Source organism: Cohnella caldifontis (assembly GCF_029360585.1).
In the GTDB taxonomy this organism is placed as follows: domain Bacteria; phylum Bacillota; class Bacilli; order Paenibacillales; family Paenibacillaceae; genus Cohnella; species Cohnella caldifontis.
Genome location: NZ_JAQZSJ010000008.1, coordinates 119,046 through 141,741, shown reverse-complemented (window position 1 = coordinate 141,741; position 22,696 = coordinate 119,046). Strand labels below are relative to the sequence as shown.

Annotated in this window: 22 protein-coding genes; 10 read left to right on the top strand and 12 right to left on the bottom strand. The window is 58.5% G+C overall.

Annotated features, from left to right (window positions below):
* Positions 1-82: 82 nt before the first annotated feature.
* Positions 83-457 (bottom strand): Na-translocating system protein MpsC family protein, encoded by a 375-nt coding sequence (locus PTZ19_RS13545; protein WP_276355279.1) that lies wholly within the window; start codon positions 455-457, stop codon positions 83-85.
* Positions 458-672: 215 nt separating this feature from the next.
* Here PTZ19_RS13545 and PTZ19_RS13540 point away from each other — a divergent pair, with 215 nt between their 5' ends.
* Genes PTZ19_RS13540 through PTZ19_RS13530 form a run of 3 tightly spaced genes read left to right on the top strand, consistent with a single transcriptional unit; the run spans position 673 to position 2,660 of the window.
* Complete coding sequence (locus tag PTZ19_RS13540) at positions 673-1,074, top strand: hypothetical protein (protein ID WP_276355277.1); 402 nt, start codon at positions 673-675, stop codon at positions 1,072-1,074.
* Positions 1,074-2,057: an FAD:protein FMN transferase gene (locus PTZ19_RS13535; RefSeq protein WP_276355275.1), complete on the top strand. Its 984-nt coding sequence runs from the start codon at positions 1,074-1,076 to the stop codon at positions 2,055-2,057. Before PTZ19_RS13540 ends, PTZ19_RS13535 begins: the two co-directional genes overlap by 1 nt.
* Before the next feature lie 6 nt (positions 2,058-2,063).
* Positions 2,064-2,660, top strand: a complete 597-nt coding sequence (locus PTZ19_RS13530; RefSeq protein ID WP_276355274.1) for a ferric reductase-like transmembrane domain-containing protein — start codon at positions 2,064-2,066, stop codon at positions 2,658-2,660.
* A 200-nt stretch (positions 2,661-2,860) separates the two neighbouring features.
* Here the strand turns inward: PTZ19_RS13530 and PTZ19_RS13525 are convergent, their stop codons facing one another.
* From PTZ19_RS13525 to PTZ19_RS13500, 6 genes are all read right to left on the bottom strand, one after another.
* Positions 2,861-3,820: an ABC transporter ATP-binding protein gene (locus PTZ19_RS13525; RefSeq protein WP_276355272.1), complete on the bottom strand. Its 960-nt coding sequence runs from the start codon at positions 3,818-3,820 to the stop codon at positions 2,861-2,863.
* Positions 3,817-4,833 carry an ABC transporter ATP-binding protein gene (locus PTZ19_RS13520; RefSeq protein WP_276355271.1) on the bottom strand — a complete coding sequence of 339 codons (1,017 nt, stop codon included), beginning with the start codon at positions 4,831-4,833 and terminating at the stop codon, positions 3,817-3,819. The genes PTZ19_RS13525 and PTZ19_RS13520 overlap by 4 nt, the downstream gene beginning before the upstream one ends.
* 27 nt (positions 4,834-4,860) lie before the next feature.
* Entirely contained in the window at positions 4,861-5,802 is a 942-nt protein-coding gene (locus PTZ19_RS13515) for an ABC transporter permease (protein WP_276355268.1), read from the bottom strand.
* A 3-nt stretch (positions 5,803-5,805) separates the two neighbouring features.
* The gene (locus PTZ19_RS13510; RefSeq protein ID WP_276355266.1) at positions 5,806-6,741 is read right to left on the bottom strand and encodes an ABC transporter permease; all 936 of its coding nucleotides are present in this window, start codon (positions 6,739-6,741) and stop codon (positions 5,806-5,808) included.
* Positions 6,742-6,849: 108 nt separating this feature from the next.
* Positions 6,850-8,538 (bottom strand): peptide ABC transporter substrate-binding protein, encoded by a 1,689-nt coding sequence (locus PTZ19_RS13505; protein WP_276355264.1) that lies wholly within the window; start codon positions 8,536-8,538, stop codon positions 6,850-6,852.
* Between the two features lie 734 nt (positions 8,539-9,272).
* Complete coding sequence (locus PTZ19_RS13500; protein ID WP_276355262.1) at positions 9,273-10,775, bottom strand: DHA2 family efflux MFS transporter permease subunit; 1,503 nt, start codon at positions 10,773-10,775, stop codon at positions 9,273-9,275.
* A gap of 205 nt (positions 10,776-10,980) precedes the next feature.
* On the opposite strand from PTZ19_RS13500, the gene PTZ19_RS13495 reads away from it, so the two are divergent.
* Positions 10,981-11,613 (top strand): TetR/AcrR family transcriptional regulator, encoded by a 633-nt coding sequence (locus tag PTZ19_RS13495; protein ID WP_276355259.1) that lies wholly within the window; start codon positions 10,981-10,983, stop codon positions 11,611-11,613.
* Between the two features lie 75 nt (positions 11,614-11,688).
* Here the strand turns inward: PTZ19_RS13495 and PTZ19_RS13490 are convergent, their stop codons facing one another.
* Positions 11,689-12,354: a phosphatase PAP2 family protein gene (locus PTZ19_RS13490; protein ID WP_276355256.1), complete on the bottom strand. Its 666-nt coding sequence runs from the start codon at positions 12,352-12,354 to the stop codon at positions 11,689-11,691.
* A gap of 36 nt (positions 12,355-12,390) precedes the next feature.
* Positions 12,391-14,265 (bottom strand): LTA synthase family protein, encoded by a 1,875-nt coding sequence (locus tag PTZ19_RS13485; protein ID WP_276355255.1) that lies wholly within the window; start codon positions 14,263-14,265, stop codon positions 12,391-12,393.
* Between the two features lie 173 nt (positions 14,266-14,438).
* Here PTZ19_RS13485 and PTZ19_RS13480 point away from each other — a divergent pair, with 173 nt between their 5' ends.
* Positions 14,439-14,735: a hypothetical protein gene (locus PTZ19_RS13480; protein ID WP_276355252.1), complete on the top strand. Its 297-nt coding sequence runs from the start codon at positions 14,439-14,441 to the stop codon at positions 14,733-14,735.
* Positions 14,736-15,607: 872 nt separating this feature from the next.
* On the opposite strand, the gene PTZ19_RS13475 is transcribed toward PTZ19_RS13480, so the two are convergent.
* Positions 15,608-16,162 (bottom strand): guanylate kinase, encoded by a 555-nt coding sequence (locus PTZ19_RS13475; RefSeq protein ID WP_276355248.1) that lies wholly within the window; start codon positions 16,160-16,162, stop codon positions 15,608-15,610.
* A gap of 146 nt (positions 16,163-16,308) precedes the next feature.
* On the opposite strand from PTZ19_RS13475, the gene PTZ19_RS13470 reads away from it, so the two are divergent.
* Entirely contained in the window at positions 16,309-17,439 is a 1,131-nt protein-coding gene (locus PTZ19_RS13470; RefSeq protein ID WP_276355245.1) for a permease, read from the top strand.
* 14 nt (positions 17,440-17,453) lie between these two features.
* On the top strand, positions 17,454-17,918 hold the full coding sequence (locus PTZ19_RS13465) for a DUF1980 domain-containing protein (RefSeq protein WP_276355243.1): 465 nt from the start codon (positions 17,454-17,456) through the stop codon (positions 17,916-17,918).
* Here PTZ19_RS13465 and PTZ19_RS13460 read toward each other — a convergent pair.
* Positions 17,879-18,670 (bottom strand): (2Fe-2S)-binding protein, encoded by a 792-nt coding sequence (locus tag PTZ19_RS13460; protein ID WP_276355241.1) that lies wholly within the window; start codon positions 18,668-18,670, stop codon positions 17,879-17,881. The two genes, PTZ19_RS13465 and PTZ19_RS13460, sit on opposite strands and share 40 nt — an antisense overlap.
* Complete coding sequence (locus tag PTZ19_RS13455; protein WP_276355239.1) at positions 18,651-19,502, bottom strand: ABC transporter ATP-binding protein; 852 nt, start codon at positions 19,500-19,502, stop codon at positions 18,651-18,653. The genes PTZ19_RS13460 and PTZ19_RS13455 overlap by 20 nt, the downstream gene beginning before the upstream one ends.
* A 258-nt stretch (positions 19,503-19,760) precedes the next feature.
* On the opposite strand from PTZ19_RS13455, the gene PTZ19_RS13450 reads away from it, so the two are divergent.
* Genes PTZ19_RS13450 through PTZ19_RS13440 form a run of 3 tightly spaced genes read left to right on the top strand, consistent with a single transcriptional unit; the run spans position 19,761 to position 22,689 of the window.
* Positions 19,761-20,678, top strand: a complete 918-nt coding sequence (locus tag PTZ19_RS13450) for an iron-hydroxamate ABC transporter substrate-binding protein (RefSeq protein ID WP_276355236.1) — start codon at positions 19,761-19,763, stop codon at positions 20,676-20,678.
* Entirely contained in the window at positions 20,675-21,685 is a 1,011-nt protein-coding gene (locus PTZ19_RS13445) for a FecCD family ABC transporter permease (RefSeq protein ID WP_276355232.1), read from the top strand. Before PTZ19_RS13450 ends, PTZ19_RS13445 begins: the two co-directional genes overlap by 4 nt.
* On the top strand, positions 21,682-22,689 hold the full coding sequence (locus PTZ19_RS13440; RefSeq protein ID WP_276355231.1) for a FecCD family ABC transporter permease: 1,008 nt from the start codon (positions 21,682-21,684) through the stop codon (positions 22,687-22,689). Before PTZ19_RS13445 ends, PTZ19_RS13440 begins: the two co-directional genes overlap by 4 nt.
* Positions 22,690-22,696: the final 7 nt, after the last annotated feature.

Genomic DNA, 22,696 nt, shown 5'->3' with positions numbered 1-22,696 from the left:
GATGAACTCTTCGGGAGAAGAAATCATGCCTGGCGGTTAGTCCCTTGCAGGTGCGCTGCGGGGTATCCAATCCTGACTGGCTCTATGATTCATCGTTGCCGCTGCCGAACTTGCGCTGCAAGTCCTGGTCAAAGACGAATACGGACATTCCGAAATCTTTGTCCACGTCGATGTCGACGAACAGATCGAGGAATTTCGCTCCGAGCAGTTCTTCCATTTCGACCGGATGGTTTTTGCGGTACATCTCCTTGACCCACTGAGTCCGGGCTTCCCTCACCAAGTGTTTCCCGTCATCCGCGTTCGCCATGAATTTCTCTACGGGAGACAGGTTGCCTTCCATCTCGCAAATCGCCCAGTTCTTGCAGAAGGTCGTCGTGATGCGGCTCGGCCCTTTGCCCATGTGGCGTTTGCGGAAGGCTTTCACCAGGTTGCTGAATTCGGCCTCGTATCGGTTCATGAGCGTTCCCTCGTAGCCGTTCCCAAGCCGGCGGCAGGTTCGCTGCTCCGCGCCTGAGACGTATTGTTTTCATTTTAATGCGTGAAGGTCTCAGCGTAAAGAGAAAACGCTTAAGAATTCCCGGCGGCTTTCAACGAACATTCAGATTGGGTTCAGGTTCATTTCAGGCTTCTCCTATATCCTGTGGTTGCACCGAATGAGAGGAGGTGAGCCCCATGCGGGCACCGATACGAAAATCCCTTCGCAAATGGATGGTCGGCGCCGGATGCACGTTATCCGTCGCTTTGCTGCTCCAGCATGCGAAGAACAGCGAAGCTTATCAAGCTTATGCGAGTTCGGCAGTCGATTCCGGCGCGACACGGCAGCAAGAGGACCCGTCCGCGCAGGACCCGGTTTTCCGGGAGTGGCAGGACCAGAATGGACAAGACTCCGGTTCCGGTACGGATGACGGATCCTCCGGCACCGGCGGAAGGTTCGAGCGCCACGGGCGCTTCGGCGGCGAATCCGACGGCGGCACCGGCGACGGCTCGGGCGGCAGCTTTGGCGGTTCCGGAAGCCTCGGCGGTTCCGACAGTTCGGGCAGCAGCGGCTTCGGCTCCCGATCGGGGCATTCCTGATGGATACCTTAACGCTGACGACGGACCGTTTTCGGGCCATGAATACCGATATCATCGTGTCCTTGACCGTAGAGCCGCACCCGGCCGGCCTTCATCCCGCCTTTCGGGATGCCCGGAGCTGGTTCGCCTATTCCGAGCGGACGTTCAGCCGCTTCCGTCCGGACAGCGAGCTGTCCGGACTCAACCTCGCCTCCGGCCTGCCGGTGAAGATTTCCCGGACGATGGAGGAAGTGCTGCTCCTGGCCCGGCATTATCAGAGGTGGACCGGCGGATTGTTCAACCCCGGCATCCTGCCCCAGCTGATTCAAGCCGGATATTCGCTAAGCTTCGAGCGGCTGCCGAAAGCACCCGCGGGCGGGCCCGGCAAAGCCGACTTCGAATCGGCGTCCGGGGAGCGGGAGGAACCGGGTCCCGGCAGCTGGAAGCTGTTCGGGCCGCTGCAAGCGGTACGGCTGGACAAAGAGACGCAAATCGATCTGGGCGGCATCGTCAAAGGCTGGACGGTGGACCGGTTGACCGGGTGGATGACAAGCAAAGGGATAACCGCAGGCCTGATCAACGCGGGGGGCGATCTCCGGGTATGGGGAGACGCGGATACCCCGGAATGGGAAATCGAAATCGACGATTCCCGCCAGCCTGGCGAAACGATATCGGCGGTCTCGTTGCGCAACGGAGCCGTCGCCACGTCGAGCGTGCTGGGACGCCGTTGGATGACCAAGCAGGGTCCGCGGCACCATCTGATCGACCCGCGGACCGGCAAGCCGGCGGAGACCGACGTCCTGCAATGCACGGTGGCCGGGCGATGGGCCGCGGAATGCGAGATCGCCGCCAAAACCGTGTGCCTGCTCGGCAGCCAAGAAGGCTTGCGCTGGCTGGCCCATGCCAGTCCGGACAGCGACGCGCTGGTGATGACCCGGGACGGCGGGCTGAAGCTCCATCGGAGCGCCTCGCCCGGCAGCGGGCGGGTATGGAAAGGAGCGTGATGCACGATGTCGGAATGGCTGGTACATTTGCCGACCTGGATGATCGCCAGAACGACCGGCCTGATCGCCTACTATTTGCTGTTCGCCGGCATGTTCCTCGGTATCCTGTACGGGACGCCCTCCCTCAAAGGGACCTGGAAAGCCCGGATCTATACTTGGCATACGCGGACCCAAGGGGCCGGAATGATTTTCGCGCTCGCGCACGTTCTCGTATTGGTCATCGACCATTACAGCCCGTTTTCCTGGTCGGAGCTGCTCGTTCCCTTCTCCCATCCGGAGCATCCGATCACGTACGGCTTAGGCTCGCTCGCGTTTTACGGCCTGCTCCTGGTCCTGCTGACGTCCGATTTCCGGACGACCCTGCCCAAGAAGCTGTGGCTGGCGCTGCACATGCTGTCGTACCCGATCTATTTCATGGCGCTGATTCACGGCATCTACAACGGCACCGACACGCAAACCCCGGCCGTGTTCGGCGGGTATATCGCCACTGCCGCGGCGCTGCTCATCGTCACGTTCTACCGCGCTTCCGCCGAAAGCCGGGCCCGTGCATCGCGTCCGCTCGTCGCGAAGACGGAGCATGCCCGGGAAGTCCGGCACCCGTAATCTGAACGGCGAAAGAAGCCCTCCCTTGCAGATCACCGCTCACGTCCCGCGCACGCTGCAGAGGGAGATACTCCCTCTGCAGCTCACCATCCAAGCCCCAAGCTTGCTGCCAGAGGCTAGTGTGCACCCCCCAACCGAGTCGACGAGCAAGCGCAAAAAGCCCCATCCCGCGTACTCCCGCGAGATGGGGCTTCTTCGACTCAGTTATGCAAATGGCAAGCGACGCCGTGTCCCGGTTTCGTTTCCTTGAACTCCGGCATCTTCTCCGCGCATTGCGGCATGGCGGCCGGACAGCGGGTCCGGAACGGACAGCCGCTCGGCGGATTCAGCGGGCTCGGCAGATCCCCGCTCAGGACGATCCGCTCCTTCTTCGCCTCCAGGTCCGGATCCGGAACCGGAATGGCGGACAGCAGCGCCTGGGTGTAAGGATGCTGCGGATTGGCGTACAATTCCTCGCTGGGCGCCATTTCGACGATTTTGCCCAAATACATGACGGCGACGCGGTCGCTCATGTACTTGACCATCGACAGATCGTGCGCCACGAACAGATAGGTCAAGTTCATCTTCTTCTGAAGGTCGATCATCAAGTTGATGATCTGCGCCTGGATCGACACGTCCAGCGCGGAGATCGGCTCGTCCAGGATCAGAAACTCGGGCTTGACCGCGAGCGCGCGCGTGATGCCGATGCGCTGGCGCTGGCCGCCCGAGAATTCATGGGGATACCGCGAGGCATGCTCGGCGTTCAGGCCGACCATTTCCAGCAGCTCTTCCACCTTGCGTTTCCTTTCGGTCAGGCTCCCCGCCAAGCCGTGAATATCGAGCGCTTCGCCGACGATGTCCAGGATCGTCATTCTCGGATTGAGCGAGGCGTACGGGTCTTGGAAAATCATCTGCATTTTGCGCCGGTACGCCTTCATCTTGGCTTTGGACAGCTTCGTCACGTCGGTGCCGTCCAGGAGAACTTGGCCCGCCGTCGGCTCGTACAACCGGATGATCGTGCGGCTGGCCGTCGATTTCCCGCAGCCGGATTCGCCGACGAGACCCAGCGTTTCCCCTTTGCGGATCGAGAAGCTGATATCGTTAACCGCTTTTAACACGCGTTTGTTTCCAAGGTCGAAAAATTTACGAAGTCCCTGAACCTCCACGAATGCTTGGCTCATACGCTCGCCCCCTTGCCTTCAGCCATGTTCGGCGATTTCGCCAGCGGATGCTGCAGCCAGCAGCGCACCGTCTGCGTATCGCTCAAGGAGGTCGGTGCCGGAACGTCGGTCTCGCAAATCCGCATCGCCTCGTCGCAACGGCTGCAGAAACCGCAGCCCTTCGGAGGCTGGATCAGATCGGGCGGCGTCCCGAAAATCGGAACGAGCGGCTCGCCTTTCCTTTGGTCCAAGCGCGGCAGCGAACGAAGCAGCCCTTTCGTGTAAGGGTGCTGCGGATTGCGGAAAATTTCCCATTTCGTGCCCGTCTCCACGATCTGCCCCGCGTACATGACGATGACGCGGTCGCACACGTCGGCGACGATACCCAGGTCGTGGGTGATCAGAATAATCGAAGTTTTCGTTTTTTGCTGAAGATCTTTCATGAGGCGCAGAATCTGCGCTTGAATCGTAACGTCCAGCGCGGTCGTCGGTTCGTCCGCGATGAGCAGCGACGGATTGCAAGCCAGCGCGATCGCGATCATGACCCGCTGGCGCATGCCGCCGGAAAAATGGTGCGGATACTGCTTGATCCTCGATTCCGGATTCGGAATTCCGACCATGGAAAGCAGCTCGATCGCTCTTGTTCTCGCCGCGGAGCGGCTGAGCTTCTCGTGTTTCATCAGGCCTTCGATGATTTGCGCGCCGACCGTCATGGTCGGATTGAGCGAGGTCATCGGATCCTGGAAAATCATCCCGATCTTGTTGCCCCGCACCTTCTGCATTTCCCTCTCGGACAGCGACAGCAAATCCTGACCGTCGAACAGGACGGAGCCGCTCTTGATGTTGCCGGGCGGCGTGGGAATCAGTCTCATGATCGTCTGGGCCGTCACGCTCTTGCCGGAACCGGACTCCCCGACGATCGCGACCGCTTCTCCTTCTCCGACCGAGAAGTTTACGCCCCGGACCGCCTGCACTTCTCCTCCATATACCTCGAAAGAAACGTTCAAATCTTTGACTTCAAGGATCGGTTTCACTTCAGCATACCTCCTTCCCGACGTCGGTTATTGTTTCAGCTTCGGATCGAATGCGTCGCGCAATCCGTCTCCGAACACGTTAAAGGCGAACATGGTCAAGCTGAGGAACAGCGCGGGGAACAGCACCCGCCAGGGATAAACGGTCATCGCTTTGACCCCGTCGTTGATCATCGTCCCCCAGGAAGCGACCGGGGATTGGACGCCCAAGCCGAGGAAGCTGAGGAACGCCTCGGTGAACATCGCGCTGGGAACGGTCAGCGTGAGCGTGACCAGAATCGGACCCATCGCGTTCGGAATCAGGTGGCGGAAAATGATCCGCATCGAACCTGCCCCCAGCGCTTTGGAAGCAAGAGCGTACTCTTGATTCTTCAGCCGCATGATTTCGCCGCGCACGATCCACGCCATGTTGATCCAACCGGTAATCGACATCGCCACGATAATCGTGGTCAGGCTGGGCGGCATGATGACGAGCAGCAGGATGACGACGAGCAGGTACGGAATCGCGTACAGGATTTCCGCGAACCGGTTCATGATCTCGTCCACTTTGCCGCCGAAATAGCCCATGATGCCGCCGTAGACGATCCCGATGACGAGGTCGATCAGCGCGGCCACCAAACCGACGAACAAGGAGACCTGCGCCCCTTTCCACGTGCGCACGTACATGTCGCGCCCCAGGTCGTCGGTGCCGAACCAATGCGTGAAGCTCGGCGCGGCGCTGACATTGTCCAAATCGTTCGCGAAGTAATTGTAATGCGAGAACAGCGGGGCGAAAATGGCGAACAGCGCGATCACGACCATCAGGATCAGACCGAACATCGCCAGCTTGTTCGTCGTCAGCCGATGGCGGATGTCTTGCCACGCGGTGCGGCTTTTGCGCACGACTTTCTCGGAGCCGGCCGAATTCCGCTTCAGCGGCTCGAACCGTTCGGGACCCACGCCGGAGACGTTCGCTTGGATTTCTTGTTGCATCGCTTATTTCACCGCCTTCCCGGCTGATGCCCTCATCCGCGGATCGACCAGCACGTAGATGATGTCGGCCAGGAACCGGGACGCCACCAGAAGGACGGCATAGAAAATCGTGGTTCCCATGATCATCGGATAATCGCGGTCGATGACGCACGATACGAAAAATTGGCCCATGCCCGGAATGCCGAAAATCTGCTCGATAATGACCGATCCGGTGATGACGTTGGCAATCAGATAACCGAGGTAGGTGACGACCGGCAGGATCGAGTTGCGCAGCGCGTGCTTCCATACGATCACGTGTCCGGCCAAACCTTTGGACTTGGCCGTCTTGATGTACTCCGCATTCAGCGATTCGATCATGCTCGAACGGATCAACCGGGCGATAAACGCGATCGATACCGAAGAGAGCGCGATCGTCGGCAACACGTAATCGATCGGGTGCGTTAAACCCGTAACGGGAAACCATCGGACTTTCACGGAAAACAAATATTGCAGCAATGGCGCCAGAACGACGCTGGGAACGGCAAGCCCTAGAACCGCGAGGATCATCGCCAGGTTATCCAGGAACTTCCGATGGTACAATGCCGCGATTATGCCGAGCACGCAACCGGCCACCACCGAAGTAATGATGGACACGATGCCGAGTCGGAACGAATAGCCGAAGGATCGGGTAATGGCTTTATTGACGGATTGAAACCGCTTCTTCATCGAAATGCCCAGATCGAAATGGGCCAGCTTTTTCAAATAAACGCCGTATTGCACGATTACCGGTTTATCCAAACCGTAATATTCTTTCATGTTTTGCTGGATTTGCTCGGTCGTCGCTTTCTCGGATTGCAGCGGGCTCCCGGGAACCGCGTTCATCAGGGCGAAAGTCGCGGTGATCAGCAGGAACAGCGACAGGAACATGAAAATGAACTTGTTCAGGATATAGCGAACCAATCGATCTCACCGCCCGTTCTGGCTGGAATTACAGGAAGAAAGGGCATATATAGGGATGCTATATATACCCTTCTCCTTAGATGTTAAGACCGTATTCAAATCGTCGGATTACTGTTTGTCGCCGAATACCCAGTACAAGTTGCCCGCGTAGTCGGATTGCACGCCGGTGAAGCCGGGCTTGAGCGTCGTGACCGCGGTATAGTAGTAGATCGGCAATTCGGCCATTTCGTCGGCCATCGCGATTTTCTCCGCTTGCGCGATCTTATCGAGACGATCCTTCTCCGATGCGGCGTTCAGAGAGTCGTCCAGCAGCTTGTCGACTTGGGCGTTGCTGTACTTGCCGTCGTTGTTGCCGGATTTCGAGTGGATCAGGTCGTACGTGAAGTTGATCGCGTGGTTGAAGTCGGCTCCCCACCCGGCCCGAGCGACGTCATACTGCTGGGCGGAACGGGTGTTCAGGAACGTACCCCATTCTTGGTTCGTTACCTTCACTTGCACGCCCAGGTTTTTGCGCCACATGTCGGCAATGGCTTCCGCGATCGCTTTGTGTCCTTCGTTCGTGTTATACAGCAGCGTAAATTCCGGCATCTTGCTGAGGCCTTCCTCTTGGAGGCCTTCCGCCAGCAGCTTCTTCGCTTCGTCCACGTTCTCCGTGAAGAAGCCGTTGTCCGGATACAACTCGCGGAACTTCTTCCCGTCGACACCGGCGATTTTCGGCGGTACGAGGGCGAACGCCGGCTGCTGGTGACCTTTCGTCACATTGTCGATGATGGCTTGACGGTTGATGGCCATCGAGAACGCTTTACGGATCTTGATGTTGCTGAACGGCTTTTTCGTCGTATTGAATTCGTAGTAGTAGGTTCCGGCGATCGGTTCGACTTTCGCCGTGCCGTCCTTCAGCATTTGCGGGATATGGTCGGACGGAATGGAGCCCGCTTGCGCGCCGATCCAGTCGATTTTGTCCGTCTGGTACAGATTGTAGATGGTCGAATCTTCCTCCAGCAAGGACACGGACACTTTGGTGAAGTGGACTTTGTCCTTGTCGTAGTAGTTCGGGTTCTTCTCCATCACGATATTGCTGTTATGCTCCCACTTCTTCAGCAGGAACGGACCGTTCGTGACGATCGTGTCCGCTTCGGATGCCCAGTCCGGCTTCGCTTCCACGACCTTCTGGTTCTCCGGATAATAGGAGTTGTGCGCGACCAGGCTGATGAAGTACGGAGTCGCCTTGGTCAGCTTCGCTTCCAGCGTGTAGTCGTCGAGCGCCTTGACGCCGACTTGATCGGCCGTCGCATTGCCCGCGTTGTATTCTTCGCCGTTCTCCAGGTAGAACAGGAAGTATGCGTAATCGGAAGCCGTATCCTTGGCAAGCGTACGCTTCCAGGCGAATTCGAAATCGTGCGCGGTTACGGGATCCCCGTTGCTCCACTTCATGTCTTTGCGAAGGTGGAACGTATACGTTTTCCCATCTTCGGAAATGTCCCACTTCTCGGCAACGGCGGGCTGCGGCTCGCCGTCGGCGCTCAACCGGGTCAACCCTTCGAACAGACCGTAGTCGACGATAATGGATTGCGCGTCCTTCAGCAGGGAAGGATCCAAGGTCGGCGGTTCGACCAGGGCGAACCGGAATTCTTTCGACTGCTCCGGCGCGGCCGAACTTGCGCTTGCCGAAGAGCTTGGGGAGCTTGCGCTCGGGCTGCTGGAGCCCTCGTCGCTGCCCTTGCTGTTGCAGGCGGCAAGCGATATGCCCACGAGCGATACCGTCAGCGCCGTGGTCAAGATTTTCTTCATCTTCATCCCAACAAACCCCTCCTACGAAATTTCGCTCGAAATGCTTTGCGGTTTAGCTCGATGTCTCGTTGCGCCCGCTTCTAGGTGCTTTCGAACAGTTAAATAGTACTATCATTGTTCGGGTTCTGCAACGAAATCTTTTGGAAATGTTATATATCCTAACATTTCCAAGTTAACATTTGTCACCGACACATGACCGGAAGCGATTACAAAAAAGAAACTTTATAAACGTTCCCGTATACGCCTGAACTTTATTTTCGTTCCATGAATCAATTATTGCAACTTTCTTTCGCATGACAACAATCCCCAAACAACAAAAGCGTGCATAAAAATACGCCATTTAAAAAATTTTAGCCAAATTTGCAAAGCCGCATCGTCTGCTGCGATTCCCCAGCTTTACGCGCTTCGGAGTGAGGTTGGAGCCGCCGAAGATGTCAGATGATTTGACGCATTCGCCTCCTTACAATATAATGGGAGTACGCAGTAAGTAACCCACGGATTTTTCCTCATGGGGAACGCTTCCTCCACCCCCATACCACATTCCTTAAAATCATCGGCTGCTGGAAGGAAACACGGACTCACCTCTGGAGCGGTCAAGGAGCCGCAAGTGCGATGGAGAGGCAGGGCCATCGTTGGTTTCGTGCAAGTGAAGGATGGAAAAGTCAGCGGTTGCGCTGCCAACATACAAAGACCCCCGCTGGGCTAAGGCCCGCGGGGGTCGTCCATTTGATGCGGCAATCTCAATGCATGACGGGCAATTCCACGGCCTGGCCGCCTTCGGACGTCTGCTGCTTGGGCCGGGTGAGCAGGAGGCCCAGAACGCCTCCGATAATCGCGACGTAGATCAGGATGCCGAACGTGTAGCCGAACGCGTCCGCTTGGTACGCCACGGCCGTCGCTTCCGTCGGCGGACCTTTCTGGATCACCAGGTCGTTGAACCGCGAAGCGGAGAGGGTCGTAAGACCGGCGACCGCGAACGACATGACGACTTGCTGGGTCGCGTTCGTCAAGGAAGTGACCCGGCCGACCAGGTTCTGCGGAGCGGACTGGATGAGATGCGTGTTGAGCGGCATCATGAACAGTCCCATGCCTGCCCCCAGCATCGCCAGCGGGATCATGATCGCCAGGTCCGAAGAATCCGCGGAAATGTTCGAGAGCAAAGCCGCGGCCACGGTCGTGATGGCCATGCCGGCGATGACGAGCGGACGGGCGCCGAATTTGTCGGACAATTTGCCGCCGATCGGCATGAAGAGGCCCGATGCGATCGCTTGGGGCAGCATGAGAAGCCCCGTCTTGATCGGCGTGTAGCCTTGCGCCTGCTGCAGGAAGATCGGAACGAGGAACATCGTGCCGAACATGGCGACTTGGGAAATCCATTGCACGACGATGCCCCTGCTGAAGTTGCCGGATCCGAAGACGCGAAGCTCGAGCAGCGGGTTCCGCCGCCGCAGTTCCACGAGAATGAAGAGAACCAGCAGGACGGCCCCGCCGATCATGCCGACCAGCGCTTCGGTCGACGTCCATTGCGCCTTATGGGTGACCGCGTCCACGGTGCCGCCTTTGGTGACGCCGTACACGAGAGCCGCGAACGCGATAGGCGCCAGGATGATGCCCAGGACGTCAAGACCGGGTACGGATTGCCGCTCGATATTGGGAAGCGTCCGGATCCCGAGCAGGATGCCGATTACGCCGATGGGCAGGTTCAGCAGGAAAATCCAATGCCAGGACGCGTCCTGCACGAGCCATCCGCCCAAGACCGGACCCAGCGCGGGAGCCAGCAGGATCGGAATGCCCATCATGCCCATGATTTGGCCGACTTTGTCAGGCGGCGCGAGCCGGTACGTGAACGCCATGGCGATCGGAGCCACCACGCCGCCGCCCAGCCCTTGAATCACGCGGAAGGCGATCAGCGCTTCGACCGACGAAGCCATTGCGCACAAGCCGGATCCGATCGTGAAGAGGGCGATGGAAATCAGGAAAATCCGTTTCGCTCCGAAACGGTCCGACAGCCAGCCCGCCAGCGGAATGACCGCGGCTTGGGCCAGCGCGTAGCCCGTAACCGTCCATTGGACGAGGGACAAATCCTTCAGCTTGAAGTCGATCATAAGCTGCGGCAACGCGACGTTGACGGCGGTACCGTCCAGAATGACCATGAAAATGCCGATGATGATCGCCACGAGCGGCGCCAGCACGGCCCGCATGGACGTATCCGCCGCGGGAGTGTTGCTGGAAACAGATGACATGAAGATCCTCCTATCCGGGTAAGGTCTTCTCCCGCGCCCGGCTTCTCTATCCTCTCATTGACCCCCGCCGATCGAAACGGGTACAATAAGAAAATCCCGGGTTCTACGAAAGAAAGCCATAAACGGACATCTGTCCGTTTTCATTTCGATTCTAAAGGACAATTGTCCGGATGTCAACCGGATTTTTCCAAAAGGAGTGAGGGGGATGCAGACCCGGCCGGAGCGCAAAGACGCGGCCGAGCACCGCCGATTGATTCTCCGCACCGCCGAATCACTATTCAGCGAATACGGGGTCGGCGAAGTCAGCATGCACCAGATCGCCAAATCGGCAGGCATCGGCCAAGGAACGCTGTACCGCAAGTACGCCCACAAGGGCGAGCTCTGCCTGGAAATTCTGATCGAATACAGCCGCGACTTCCTGGATTCCGTGCGGGAATATCTCGCGGAACACCGGGAGGAGCCCGCCGAACAACGCCTTGGGTGGCTGCTGGACAGCTGGATCGAGCTCATCGAGACCCATTCCGAATTGATCTTGTCGATCCAGTCGCACCTTCATCAGGAGAAGGTCACCGCGAAATCGGGGAATTTTTTCGATTCCGAGCTTTTCCGCTGCTTCCGGGAGCAAATCTCCTCCCTGCTGGCCGAAATCTCGGCAAGGGAGCCCGGCTTGCGCCAAGACCCCCAGCTGGCCGCCCATTCCTTGATTTGCGCCATGTTGCCGCTGGGCTATTATCACCTGAAGAAGGAATTCGGCCGAACGACCCGCCAAATGAAAAACCATTTTCGCCTGATGTGCCGCCTGCCGGCGCTCGATGAAGATCTTACGCCGCTGGGGTGAATAAACGGATACGCGGCGATTGCATAAAAACGGGCTGTCCCCGAATAGGGGACAACCCGTTTTTCGTTGCTTGACTTACGCGCCGAAAGTCCGTTTCTGGCGCTGGCGTTGGCGCGATTCCTTCAGCTGCGTCTCGACGATCGTCATGCCCGCCAGCACGAATTCGACCAGCAGCACGCCCGCGAGCGCGTCCAGGATGACGTGCTGTTTAATGAACAACGTAGAGAGGATAATGGTCGAGGACATGCCCGTGATCAAGATCATGTTCCAGCGGTTCTTGAACGAACTGCCCCAAAGCAGGCGCATCACCATGTAACTGGAGAAGCAGTGGATGCTCGGGAAGCAGTTGAAGGGGCGATCCCGTTCATAAATGAAGTTCATCAGCAAGGAGAACGGATCGCCGCCCGTAATCTCCGGACGCGGGACCGTCGTCTGGAAGACCATATAAACCAGGTAGCAGGTCAGGGCGCAGATCGTGTAGATCGCCAAACCCTTATAGTAGAGATTCACGTCTTTCTTGAAAAAATAGACCAAGCAGGCGTAAATGTAGAAAATCCATACGGAATAAGGAAGCGCGAAATATTTGATGAACGGCGTCGCCCGGTCGAAGTCCGTCACGAGCGAGTACACGTCGGCGGTCGGCCGGGTGTTGGTCCACCCGTACAACATGCCGAGGACCGGGAAAACCAACATCAGCGCGAGCGGAGCGTACTTTCTCCACTCGAATCGGCGCCAATACATTCCATCAACCCCTTTTTTCTCTCTAGATGGATGCGTTCAATCGAGCTTGGGCAAGCTTTTGACATAACGGTCGGACATGTCGAGCAGCTTGAGCGCGCGGCGGTACTGATCCTCCGTGGCGTCGGACTTCGTGCCCGCTTGGCCGCCGAGGCCATAGAACGTGCCGTCCGAGAAGGACGCCCCCGGCACGAAAATCCCTTTGTCGTTGATGAAAGATCCAGATGGCAGGTAATAGCGCTCCGGCAACAGATTGCTCGGATGGTTGAGCAGATCCTGTCCGAAGATGACCTGGTCCCCCATCGGGACGCCCAGCAGATTGGCCACGGTCGGGAATACGTCCGCTTGGCCGCCGAGTTCTTCGATCGTTTTCGGCCCCTGAATGCCCGGAACCGACAGGATCAGCGGGATGTTCATCATCTCGGAGGAACGGTAATCGCGGCCGAAAATTTCTTTCATGAGGTCCTTTTCATGATCGCTCAGCGAATAAATCGGCAGTCCCATATGGTCGCCGTAAATGACGATGACGCTGTCGTCCCATAAGCCGTCCTGCTTTAACCTCGAAATGAACTGCCCGATCGCGTAATCCGCGTAATTCTGCGCTTCGATATAGTCGCCGACCAGCGTCCCCCGATAGCGGTCCGGAAGCTTGAAGCGGATTTTGCGGTCCGGGATGTTGAACGGATGGTGGCCGGACATCGTGATGATCTGGGCATAGAACGGCTTGCCCGCTTTATCCATCTCTTCCAGCTTGCCGGCCGTCTTGTCGTAGAGCACTTCGTCGGAAGCCCCGAAAAATACCGGATCGTCCGTTCCATAGAATTGCTTGTCGTAGTAACGGCCGAAGCCGAGCGCCCGGTACAGCTCCTTGCGGTTCCAGAATTTCACGTCGTTCGTATGGAACGTCGCCGTGTCGTACCCGTTCGCGGCCAGAAGCCGCGGCATGCTGGGTAACTGCCGGTCTCCGAAATCCTGCGAAGCCGCGCCATGCTGCGGAACGTACAGCGAGGTGTTCACCACGAACTCCGCGTCGGAAGTGTTGCCTTGGCCGACCATCTGGAAGAAATGCGGGAAGTAGACGGTGCCGCCGAGAAGGGCGTTCAAATTCGGCGTCACTTCCATGCCGTCGATTTTCGCGTTCAGCAGGAAGTTCTGGAAGGCCTCCATCTGGATGATGATCAAGTTTTTTCCCTTCGCGATCCCCTGGTATTGGGGCGAAACGGGCTCGGTAATCCCTTTTAATTCGGCGATCGCGGGGCGGGTGACGTCCGTAGGCTCCTCGGGCTCCGACACCATGGCGGCGACGGCGTCCTTCGCGCCTGCCGCGATTTCCACCGTTTCGTAGGGAAGAATCCCCATGTTCGCCGACTTCTTCAGTTCATTCATGCTGGCGCGGCTTTGCCACACGTTCGTCAGGCAAATCGCCAGCGCGGCGACGAGCACGCCGACGACGGCCGCTCTCGGTTCGCGTCCCGACAATCCTTTGCGCCACTTCCGGAATCGGCGGCTTGCGGCCAGCAGGATCCAGAACAAAACGATGTCCGTGAAAATCAGCAGGAAATAAGGATGGAGCAGGGACATGACGCTCCCCTGCACTTCCGTCACCTGGCCCACCTGCTGCAGCGCATGGTAGGTCACGACGACTCCAAAGTATTTATAATACATGATGACCGCGAAATAGACGCAAGTCATCACCAAATCCGCGGCCAGGTAAATGCCGAATTTGCGCTTCGGCGCCGCCCACTCGATCAGGCTGAAAATGGCCAGCACGGCGGGAAAGTCCGTCAGCAGGGGAAGCCAGCCGGGACTGCCTTCGAACAATACGAACCGGGCCAAATAAATCTTGCACAGCATGATGAGGGAAAAAAACACGAACGGCTTGGCGAGCCATCGGATTCCTTGCCGACTCTGCATTCCGGCGCCCCCCTTTCGTTTCGCGATTCGCAATGATCGATTTCCGCTTGCCATACGCGAATTTTTTACATCATAGTCGCAACCTTATATATTATAAAGGAAGAGCAGGGAACAAGAAAGCGAAACCGCCTGGATGGCCTGCTAACGGCTGGCTGAAGAAAGGAAACGATTCCATGGGCATCCCGTACACCCGGGACTACGACGAAATCCTCGACGACCTGTCGGCCGCGATCTCGTCGATCCCCCGTTTCTACGTCACTTTCGAAATGGACGACCACGACTGGTCCAGCCTGGAAGACAATGAAAAAGCCGTTTGCTTGCGCACGCTGGCCGATGATATTTTCTACGTGCTCGGATCGCTGCCCGAGGCGGACGTGGGCCCCGGACACGCCGAATACGACGCCGGACGAGGCATCATCAAGATTACGGCCGGCCCGCAGCTCGTCCACGTCGTTTCGCTTCGCGATTGACCGCCCCCTCAAAAGCGACGCGAAGCTCTGCAGCGTATTCCGATTGATTGGGGGTCCCCACAAAGTAATCGGAATACGCTTCGAAGTCCATCTTCACTTTTTGGGGAGAAAGTAAGGGAGAGCCCCCGGAAAGGCTATATACGACAAAGGGGGGGCCTGCATTACGGCCCCCTTTCAGCTTGTTGAAGCACCCGACGTCAGGGTCGTCTGGCGTGTTTTCAAACAGAATCATGATACTGCGATGCTATATGTAACTTTTTTACATAATTCCGCCGAAATCCCGTCACCGCGACGATTTTATGTAACTTTTTTACATAACTCCCCCAAAATCCTGTCACCGCGACGCTTTTATGTAACTTCTTTACATAACTCTGCCGAAATCCCGTTGCCACGACGCCTTTATGTAACTTTTTTACATAACTTTGCCGAAATCCCGTTGACGCGAGGCTTTTATGTAACTTCTTTACATAACTCTGCCGAAATCCCGTTGCCACGACGCCTTTATGTAACTTTTTTACATAACTTTGCCGAAATCCCGTTGTCGCGAGGCTTTTATGTAACTTCTTTACATAACTCTGCCGAAATCCCGTTGCCACGACGCCTTTATGTAACTTTTTTACATAACTTTGCCGAAATCCCGTTGACGCGAGGCTTTTATGTAACTTCTTTACATAACTCTGCCGAAATCCCGTTGCCGCGACGCCTTTATGTAACTTTTTTACATAACTCTGCCGAAATCCCGTTAACACGAAGCTTTTATAATCTTTCTACACAACGTTCGAATCCCTGGAATGGGTACCCAATCCCGGTTTCGGCTTCATCAACAGTGACAAAGGGGGCCCATTTCGGCCCCCTTTGTCATGGCGTTTCGATTAGGCTTTCAGCATCTCCGCGATCCGCTCGACCGTTCGGTCCAAATCGACGTTCTCCACGACCAGCTCGCATTTTTTCCGGTACGTCACTTCATCGGTATAGTGATCGAGATACGATTCGATCACGTCGTACCGGGCCCCCTTGCTTTCCAGCCGTTCCCTGACGGTGTTCTTGTCCACGTAGACGAACACCCGGACGACCCGGTCGCCGTACAGCTCCTTCACCGCTTCCGCTCCCTCCCGGTTCAGGACCAGGCTGACGGAATGGCCGCCTTCCAGCGCCTCCTCGAGCTCCCGCTTCAGTACCCCGTACTTGTGATGGTCGATCGCCGCCGTTTGGACGAACGCTCCCCCGCGTTCCAGCTCCTCGAACCTTTCCTTGCTGACGTAATGGTAGTCCGCATCGGGCATCTCCGGATTCCGGGGCGCGCGGGTCGTCGCGGACAAAATCCGGCGCAGTCCCAGCGCTTGCGAAACCCGGCCCGCGATCGTCTTGCGGCCGGCTCCGCTCGTCCCCGTGAATACGATGATTTTCCCTGCATTCGATCCGCCCATCCCGATCTCCCCCTTCGCCCGTCTCTACCTTCTTTATCGGCGCAAAGGAAACAAAACGAGAGAACCCGGGAAAACCGGCTGTCTATCCTCGTCCATCCCGGAATATCCATAAGGTAACGAAGCATGGATCCGAAAGGAGAAGCAACGTGTCGCAAACTTTGTACCGATGGACGCTGTTCTCGCTGACTTCGGCTTGCCTGGCCATGCTCGGCCTGATCGCCGCCAGCCGGCAGTTCCCTTGGCCCGCAAGCTCGGAGATTTTGCAAGCCGAGCCTTGGCAACGCATCGGGAAGCTGTTCTACGGCATTTTCCTGGAAGCACTGCCCTTCATCCTGCTCGGCGTGCTGGTCTCGTCCGTCCTTCATTTATTCGTCCCGGACAACGCGCTGCGCCGGATTCTCCCGTCCCATCCGGTACCGGGAGTGCTGCTGGCCTGCCTGCTCGGCATTGTCCTGCCCGTCTGCGAATGCGGTATGATCCCGATCGTGCGGAGCCTTATCCGCAAAGGAATGCCGGCCTACGTCGGCATCACCTACGTGCTGGCCGCGCCGATCCTCAATCCGGTCACGTACACCTCGACGTATCTTGCCTTCCGGGAGCAGCCGGAAATCGCCGCGTACCGCATGGGTTTGGCTTTCGTCTCGGCCGCGGCGATCGGCTGGCTGCTGTACGCGTTTTCCAAGAGAAACCCGCTCCGGTCCGATACTAGGGAAGGCGGCTTCTCGCACGTTCACAATCATGCTTATGGGCACGATCATGGGCATGATCACGAACACGCGCATGTTCACGCACATAGGCACGATCACGAACACGCGCATGAGCACGAGCATGAACACGCCCGGCATTCCCACGGGTCAAGCCTGCTTGTGGAGGGCCGATGGTTTCAGACGGTTGCCCACGCATCGGACGAATTTTTCGAAATGGGCAAATTCCTGCTGCTCGGGGCGTTTCTCACCGCGGTCATCCAGACGTTCGCGGGAGAGCGGCTGCTGCTGTCCCTGGATTCCGGTCCTTTCGTCTCCCACCTGCTGATGATGGGATTCGCTTACGCGATTTCGCTTTGTTCGACTTCCGACGCCTTTGTGGCGGCGTCGTTCTCCGGCACGTTCCACCCGGGTGCGCTGCTCAGCTTCCTGGTATTCGGGCCGATGCTCGATTTCAAAAACACGCTGATGATGCTCGCCGTGTTCCGCCGCGGGTTCGTGGCCAAGTTATCGCTGCTGATTGCCGCGGTGGTGCTCGGATTTTCCCTGTTGCTCGAAAACACCTTGCTTTAGAGGAGGCCGTGGAGATGGATCGATACCGGATCCGGATGGCGCATCATGCGATCCGCGCGCTGATCTTAGGCGGATTGTCCTTCTATCTTATCCGCCTTGCGCGAACCGGCGGGTTGCCGAGTTATGTAGAGCCGGGCATGGTGCCGTACGTCAAGCTGGCTGCGTTGGGATTCGTCGTAATGGCCGTCGTGCAGGCGGCCCAGGCCATGTTCGTCCGCGGCGAGCGGAGGGATACGTTGGCGTGCGGCTGCCCGCTTCCGCGGGAGACGTCCTCCTGGAAAGGGTTCGCGCCGTACGGTCTGTTTCTCCTCCCGCTGCTTTGGGGGTTGCTAAACTTGCCTTCCTCCTCCCCGCCCATCCCCGTGAACGAACATCGACCTGCCGAAACGGAAGACGGCCTTTGGGACTTGGACCCTGCCGGATGGGCTCCGGCATTCGGCTATGCGGAGCCGGACGCGGATTTCGGGTTCGGGGAATAGGCGGCTTCGCCCATCTTCGGGGCAACGCGCGGACAGGTCAAGCAATACCCGTACTCGCCGATCTTGTATGCCAGGCAGCATGCCGCGCGCTGCCGGTAGGAACGTCCCGGATGTTCCGGATCCTCCACCATGCGGAATTCGAAAGCGAAAGGATTGTTTTTCAGCCCGAATACGCCGGGCGGAACTTCCTCGCGCAGCAGGGTGAAATGGCTTTTCAGCCGATTGGCCGGCTCCGGATCCGCCATCCCGACCAACCGATCCTCCAGGGCGACCAGACGCGAAACGAGCAGCAGCCACAAGTTCCGCACGCGCTCCCCGCTCTCCCTGGAAGCGGATTCCAGGATGGGGCGGATCGTTTCGCCGTAAAACCTTTCCAACCGATCCCGTTCGGCGTTCGAATCCTCGTTTTCGGGTATCGGCCGGCGCGAACGATCCGATACCGCCGCAAGCATCGGCAACGGCGCCCCGCCGCCGAACAGCTGCAGGACGTCCGCTCCCTCGCCGAACCGCAGCTCCGTCCGCTCCAGAACCAGCGAATAATGGAAGCCCGCGCACAAGCTGCCAAGCAAGGAAGCGAAGTAGGTCGCCGCTACGTCGGGCGTAGGCGCCCCGATGATGTCCCGGTACGTATCCAAGAAGCGCCGCATGGCCTCCGGATCGGAAAGCATGTTCCAGTCGAGCTCCAGCACGGGCTCCTCCCGCCGCGTTTCGCCGACGTAGAAAAAGGCGGCTTTATCCGACGGACTGATCATAGACGATCCTCCCGTCCTTATGCGGGGCCGCTTCCTTCCGGCCCGCCTGCGCCAGCGCATAGGGCATGCATACGGGCAAGCCCAACCGGGGATCGGTCACGATGACGGCTTCCACTCCGAACACCGCGCGCAGCATATCTTCCGTGACGACTTCCTCCGGCGTCCCTTGCCGAACCGCGCGGCCCTGACGAATCGCGACCACATGGTCCGCGTATTGGGCGGCATGGTTGAGATCGTGCACGACCATGACGATCGTGCGCCCCTCTTCGCGGTTCAAGCGGAGCAGCAGCTGAAGCACCTCCAATTGGTGCGCGATATCCAGGAACGTCGTCGGTTCGTCCAGGAGGAGGATCTCCGTATCCTGCGCGAGCGCCATGGCGATCCAAGCCCGTTGGCGCTGTCCGCCCGACAGTTGGTCGACCGGACGATCCCGGAAGTCCGCCGTTCCCGTGACTTGCAGCGCCCAATCCACGGCTTTCCGGTCCTCCCCGGTCAGCGTCCCCATTCCCCGCTGATGCGGATAACGGCCGAAGGCGACCAGTTCCTCCACGGTCAACCCGTCCGGCGCGGACGGATTTTGCGGCAGGATCGCCAGCTGTTTGGCGACCTCCCGGGTCGATTGGCGCTGAATGGATTTGCCGTCCAACAACACTTGGCCCGAAGCGGGCTTCAAGATGCGGGCCAACGCCTTCAGGATCGTCGATTTGCCGCTGCCATTGGCTCCGACCAGCGCCGTGATCTGACCGTCCGGGATCCGGAGGCTCAAATCCTCGACGATAGAACGCCTGCCGTACCCGATATGCAACTGGTCTGTCCGCAGTCTTCCGCTCAAAGTCGCTCTCTCCTCGGACCAAATTGTTGATAGTGAGAATCATTATCAACAGCATCATAAAATGTTCGGGTTCGAATGTCAACCTCCGCGCGCTGCGAATGTTTGGCACTTCGTACGCAACCCCGTTTTTTTGCATGAGATATGGGAATTGGGAAACGGTAGAAAAAACGGTTGACAACCGAAGGCCCCTTTTCTAAGATGGTGATTGTGATACTGATAATCATTATCAATTGCGATTCGAAAAGGAGAAGTTATTTGATGAAAAAAGTTTGGCTGCCTCTGACCGTTGCCCTTCTGATGCTCATCACCGCGTGCGGAAACGGGAAATCGGGATCGAAACCGAACGGCGCGAAGTCGGAGACCTTTACATACGAGAGCCAGAACGGCCCCGTGGAAGTGCCCGCCGATCCGAAGCGGGTCGTCGTGCTCTCTTCGTTCGCGGGCAACGTCATGGCGCTCGGCGTGAACCTGGTCGGCGTCGACTCCTGGTCCAAAATGAACCCTCAGTTCGAGTCCAAGCTGAAGGACGTCGCGGAAGTCAGCGACGAGAACATCGAGAAAATCATCGAGCTGAACCCGGATTTGATCATCGGCTTGGACAACGTCAAGAACGTCGACAAGCTCAAGCGGATCGCTCCTACGGTCGTTTACACGTACGGCAAGGTCGATTATTTGACCCAGCAAATCGAGATCGGCAAGCTCCTGAACAAAGAGAAAGAAGCCCGGGCATGGGTGGACGATTTCCGCAGCCGCGCCGGCAAAGCCGGGGACGAAATCCGCGCCAAAATCGGCGAGGACGCCACCGTATCGGTCGTCGAGTCCTTCGAGAAGCAGCTTTACGTGTACGGCGACCATTGGGCGCGCGGCACGGAAATCCTGTATCAGGAAATGAAGCTGAAAATGCCCGAAAAGGTCAAGGAAATGGTGGAGAAGGACGGTTATTACGCCTTGTCCTCGGAGGTATTGCCGGAGTACGCCGGCGACTACCTGATCGTTTGCAAAAACCCGGACGCGGACAATTCGTTCATGTCGACGGAAACGTACAAGAACATCCCCGCCGTCAAAAACAACCGGGTATTCGAAGTCAACGCCAAAGCGTTTTATTTCAATGATCCGTTGACGTTGGAGTACCAGCTTGAGGTCTTGACCGACAAATTCCTGGGCAAGGCGTCATGAGCGAATCGAATCGGCGCCGGTCGGTTTTCGCGTTGCGGTTTGCGGCGGCCGGCATCGTCTGCGCCGCGTTTTTCGTTCTCGCCCTCGCGTTCGGAGCCGCGAAGACCTCGTTCCATGAAATTTGGCTGGCCTTGTTCTCGTCAAGTTCCGAAGGCAATCTGGAGATGATCCGGGAAATCCGGCTGCCCCGCGTCGCGGGAGCGATGCTCATCGGAGCGGCGCTGGCCGTCGCGGGAGCCGCCATGCAAGGAATGACGAGGAATCCGCTGGCGGACCCGGGATTGCTCGGATTGACGGCGGGGGCCAACGCGGCCCTTACGCTCGCGATGGCTTTGTTTCCGGGGGCGGGTTATTCCGCCTTCATGCTGGCGTGTCTGGCCGGCGCGGCGGCCGGTTCTTTCCTGGCGTTCGGGCTGGCTTCCCTGAAAAAGGGAAACGTCTCTCCCGGCCGCATGGTGCTGGCCGGCGCCGCCGTCTCCGCCTTCCTGTACGCGGTATCCGACGGGGTCGCCTTGCGTTTTAAAATCGCCAGGGAAACCTCCCTGTGGAAATCGGGAGGTTTGGTCGGCGCGGACTGGAGCCAAGTCCGCGCCGTCCTGCCGCTGATCGCCGCGGGCCTCGTCTTCGCGATGCTGCTTTCGCGGCCGCTGAACGTGCTCAGCCTGAACGAGGAGACGGCCGTAGGCTTGGGGCAAAAAACCGCCATGATCCGGTGGGCCCTCTTCTTCGTCATCGTCCTGCTGTCGGGAGCGTCCGTCGCGCTCGCGGGCAATCTGGCCTTCATCGGGCTGATGGTTCCCCATGTCGCCCGCTCGTTCGTCGGTACGGATTACCGCCATATTCTGCCGATTTCGGCGATCGGGGGCGCATCCTTCATGATGGCGGCCGATTTGCTGGCCCGGACCGTCAACGCCCCTTATGAAACGCCGGTCATGGCGATCGCCGCCGTCGTCGGGCTGCCGTTCTTCCTGCTCATCGTCCGGCGGAAAGGACGGGTGCTTCCATGAGCCGTCCGATCTTCTCGAAACGCACGGGCGCGCTGATCTTCCTGTTGGCGCTGCTCATCCTGATCACGCTGATCGTCGGGGCGGGTCTCGGCGCCTCTTCCGTCTCTTACGATCGATTGATTCCGACTCTGTTGGGACAAGGCACGTTCAAAGAGGAGTTCGTCCTGTTCTCGGTCCGGCTGCCCCGCATGATCGTGACGCTTCTGGCCGGCATGGCCCTTGCCGCCTCCGGCTCGATCCTGCAGGGCGTGATGCGCAACGACTTGGCCGATCCCGGCTTGATCGGCATCAACGCCGGGGCGGGCGTCGGCGTAGCCTTGTTCTACCTGTTCCTTCCGATCGAAGCCGGCGCTTTCGCCTACTTGCTTCCCCTGGCGGCTTTCGGAGGCGCGATGCTGACTGCGGTATTGATTTTCCTGTTCGCGTACGAGCGGCGTTCCGGCATACGGCCTTCGGCCGTCGTGCTGTCGGGGGTCGGGTTCTCCATGGCGATGTCCGGGATGATGGTCATCCTCATCTCGTCCGCGGATCGGGTGAAGGTCGACTTTATTGCCAAATGGCTGGCGGGGAACGTCTGGGGGACGGATTGGACGTTTATCGGGGCTTTGCTCCCTTGGGCGGCGGTGCTGCTTCCGCTGACCCTGTTCAAAGCCCGCGCGCTGAACCTGCTGGCCTTCTCGGAAGCGGTCGCGGTCGGAACGGGCGTATCCGTCGCGAAGGAGCGGGCCCTGCTGCTCATCGTCGCGGTCGGGCTGGCCGGATCGGCCGTTTCCGTGGCCGGGGGCATCTCGTTCATCGGGCTGATGGCGCCGCATATCGCGAAAGCTTTGACCGGGCCCCGCCATCAAGCGTCGCTGCCCGCGTCGATGCTGACCGGCGGCTGGCTGCTGCTGCTGGCGGACACGATCGGGCGTAACCTCGCGGACCCCGACGGCGTGCCCGCCGGCATCATGGCCGCGCTGATCGGCGCCCCTTATTTCCTCTATTTGCTGTGGAAAAAGTAGGTCCTCG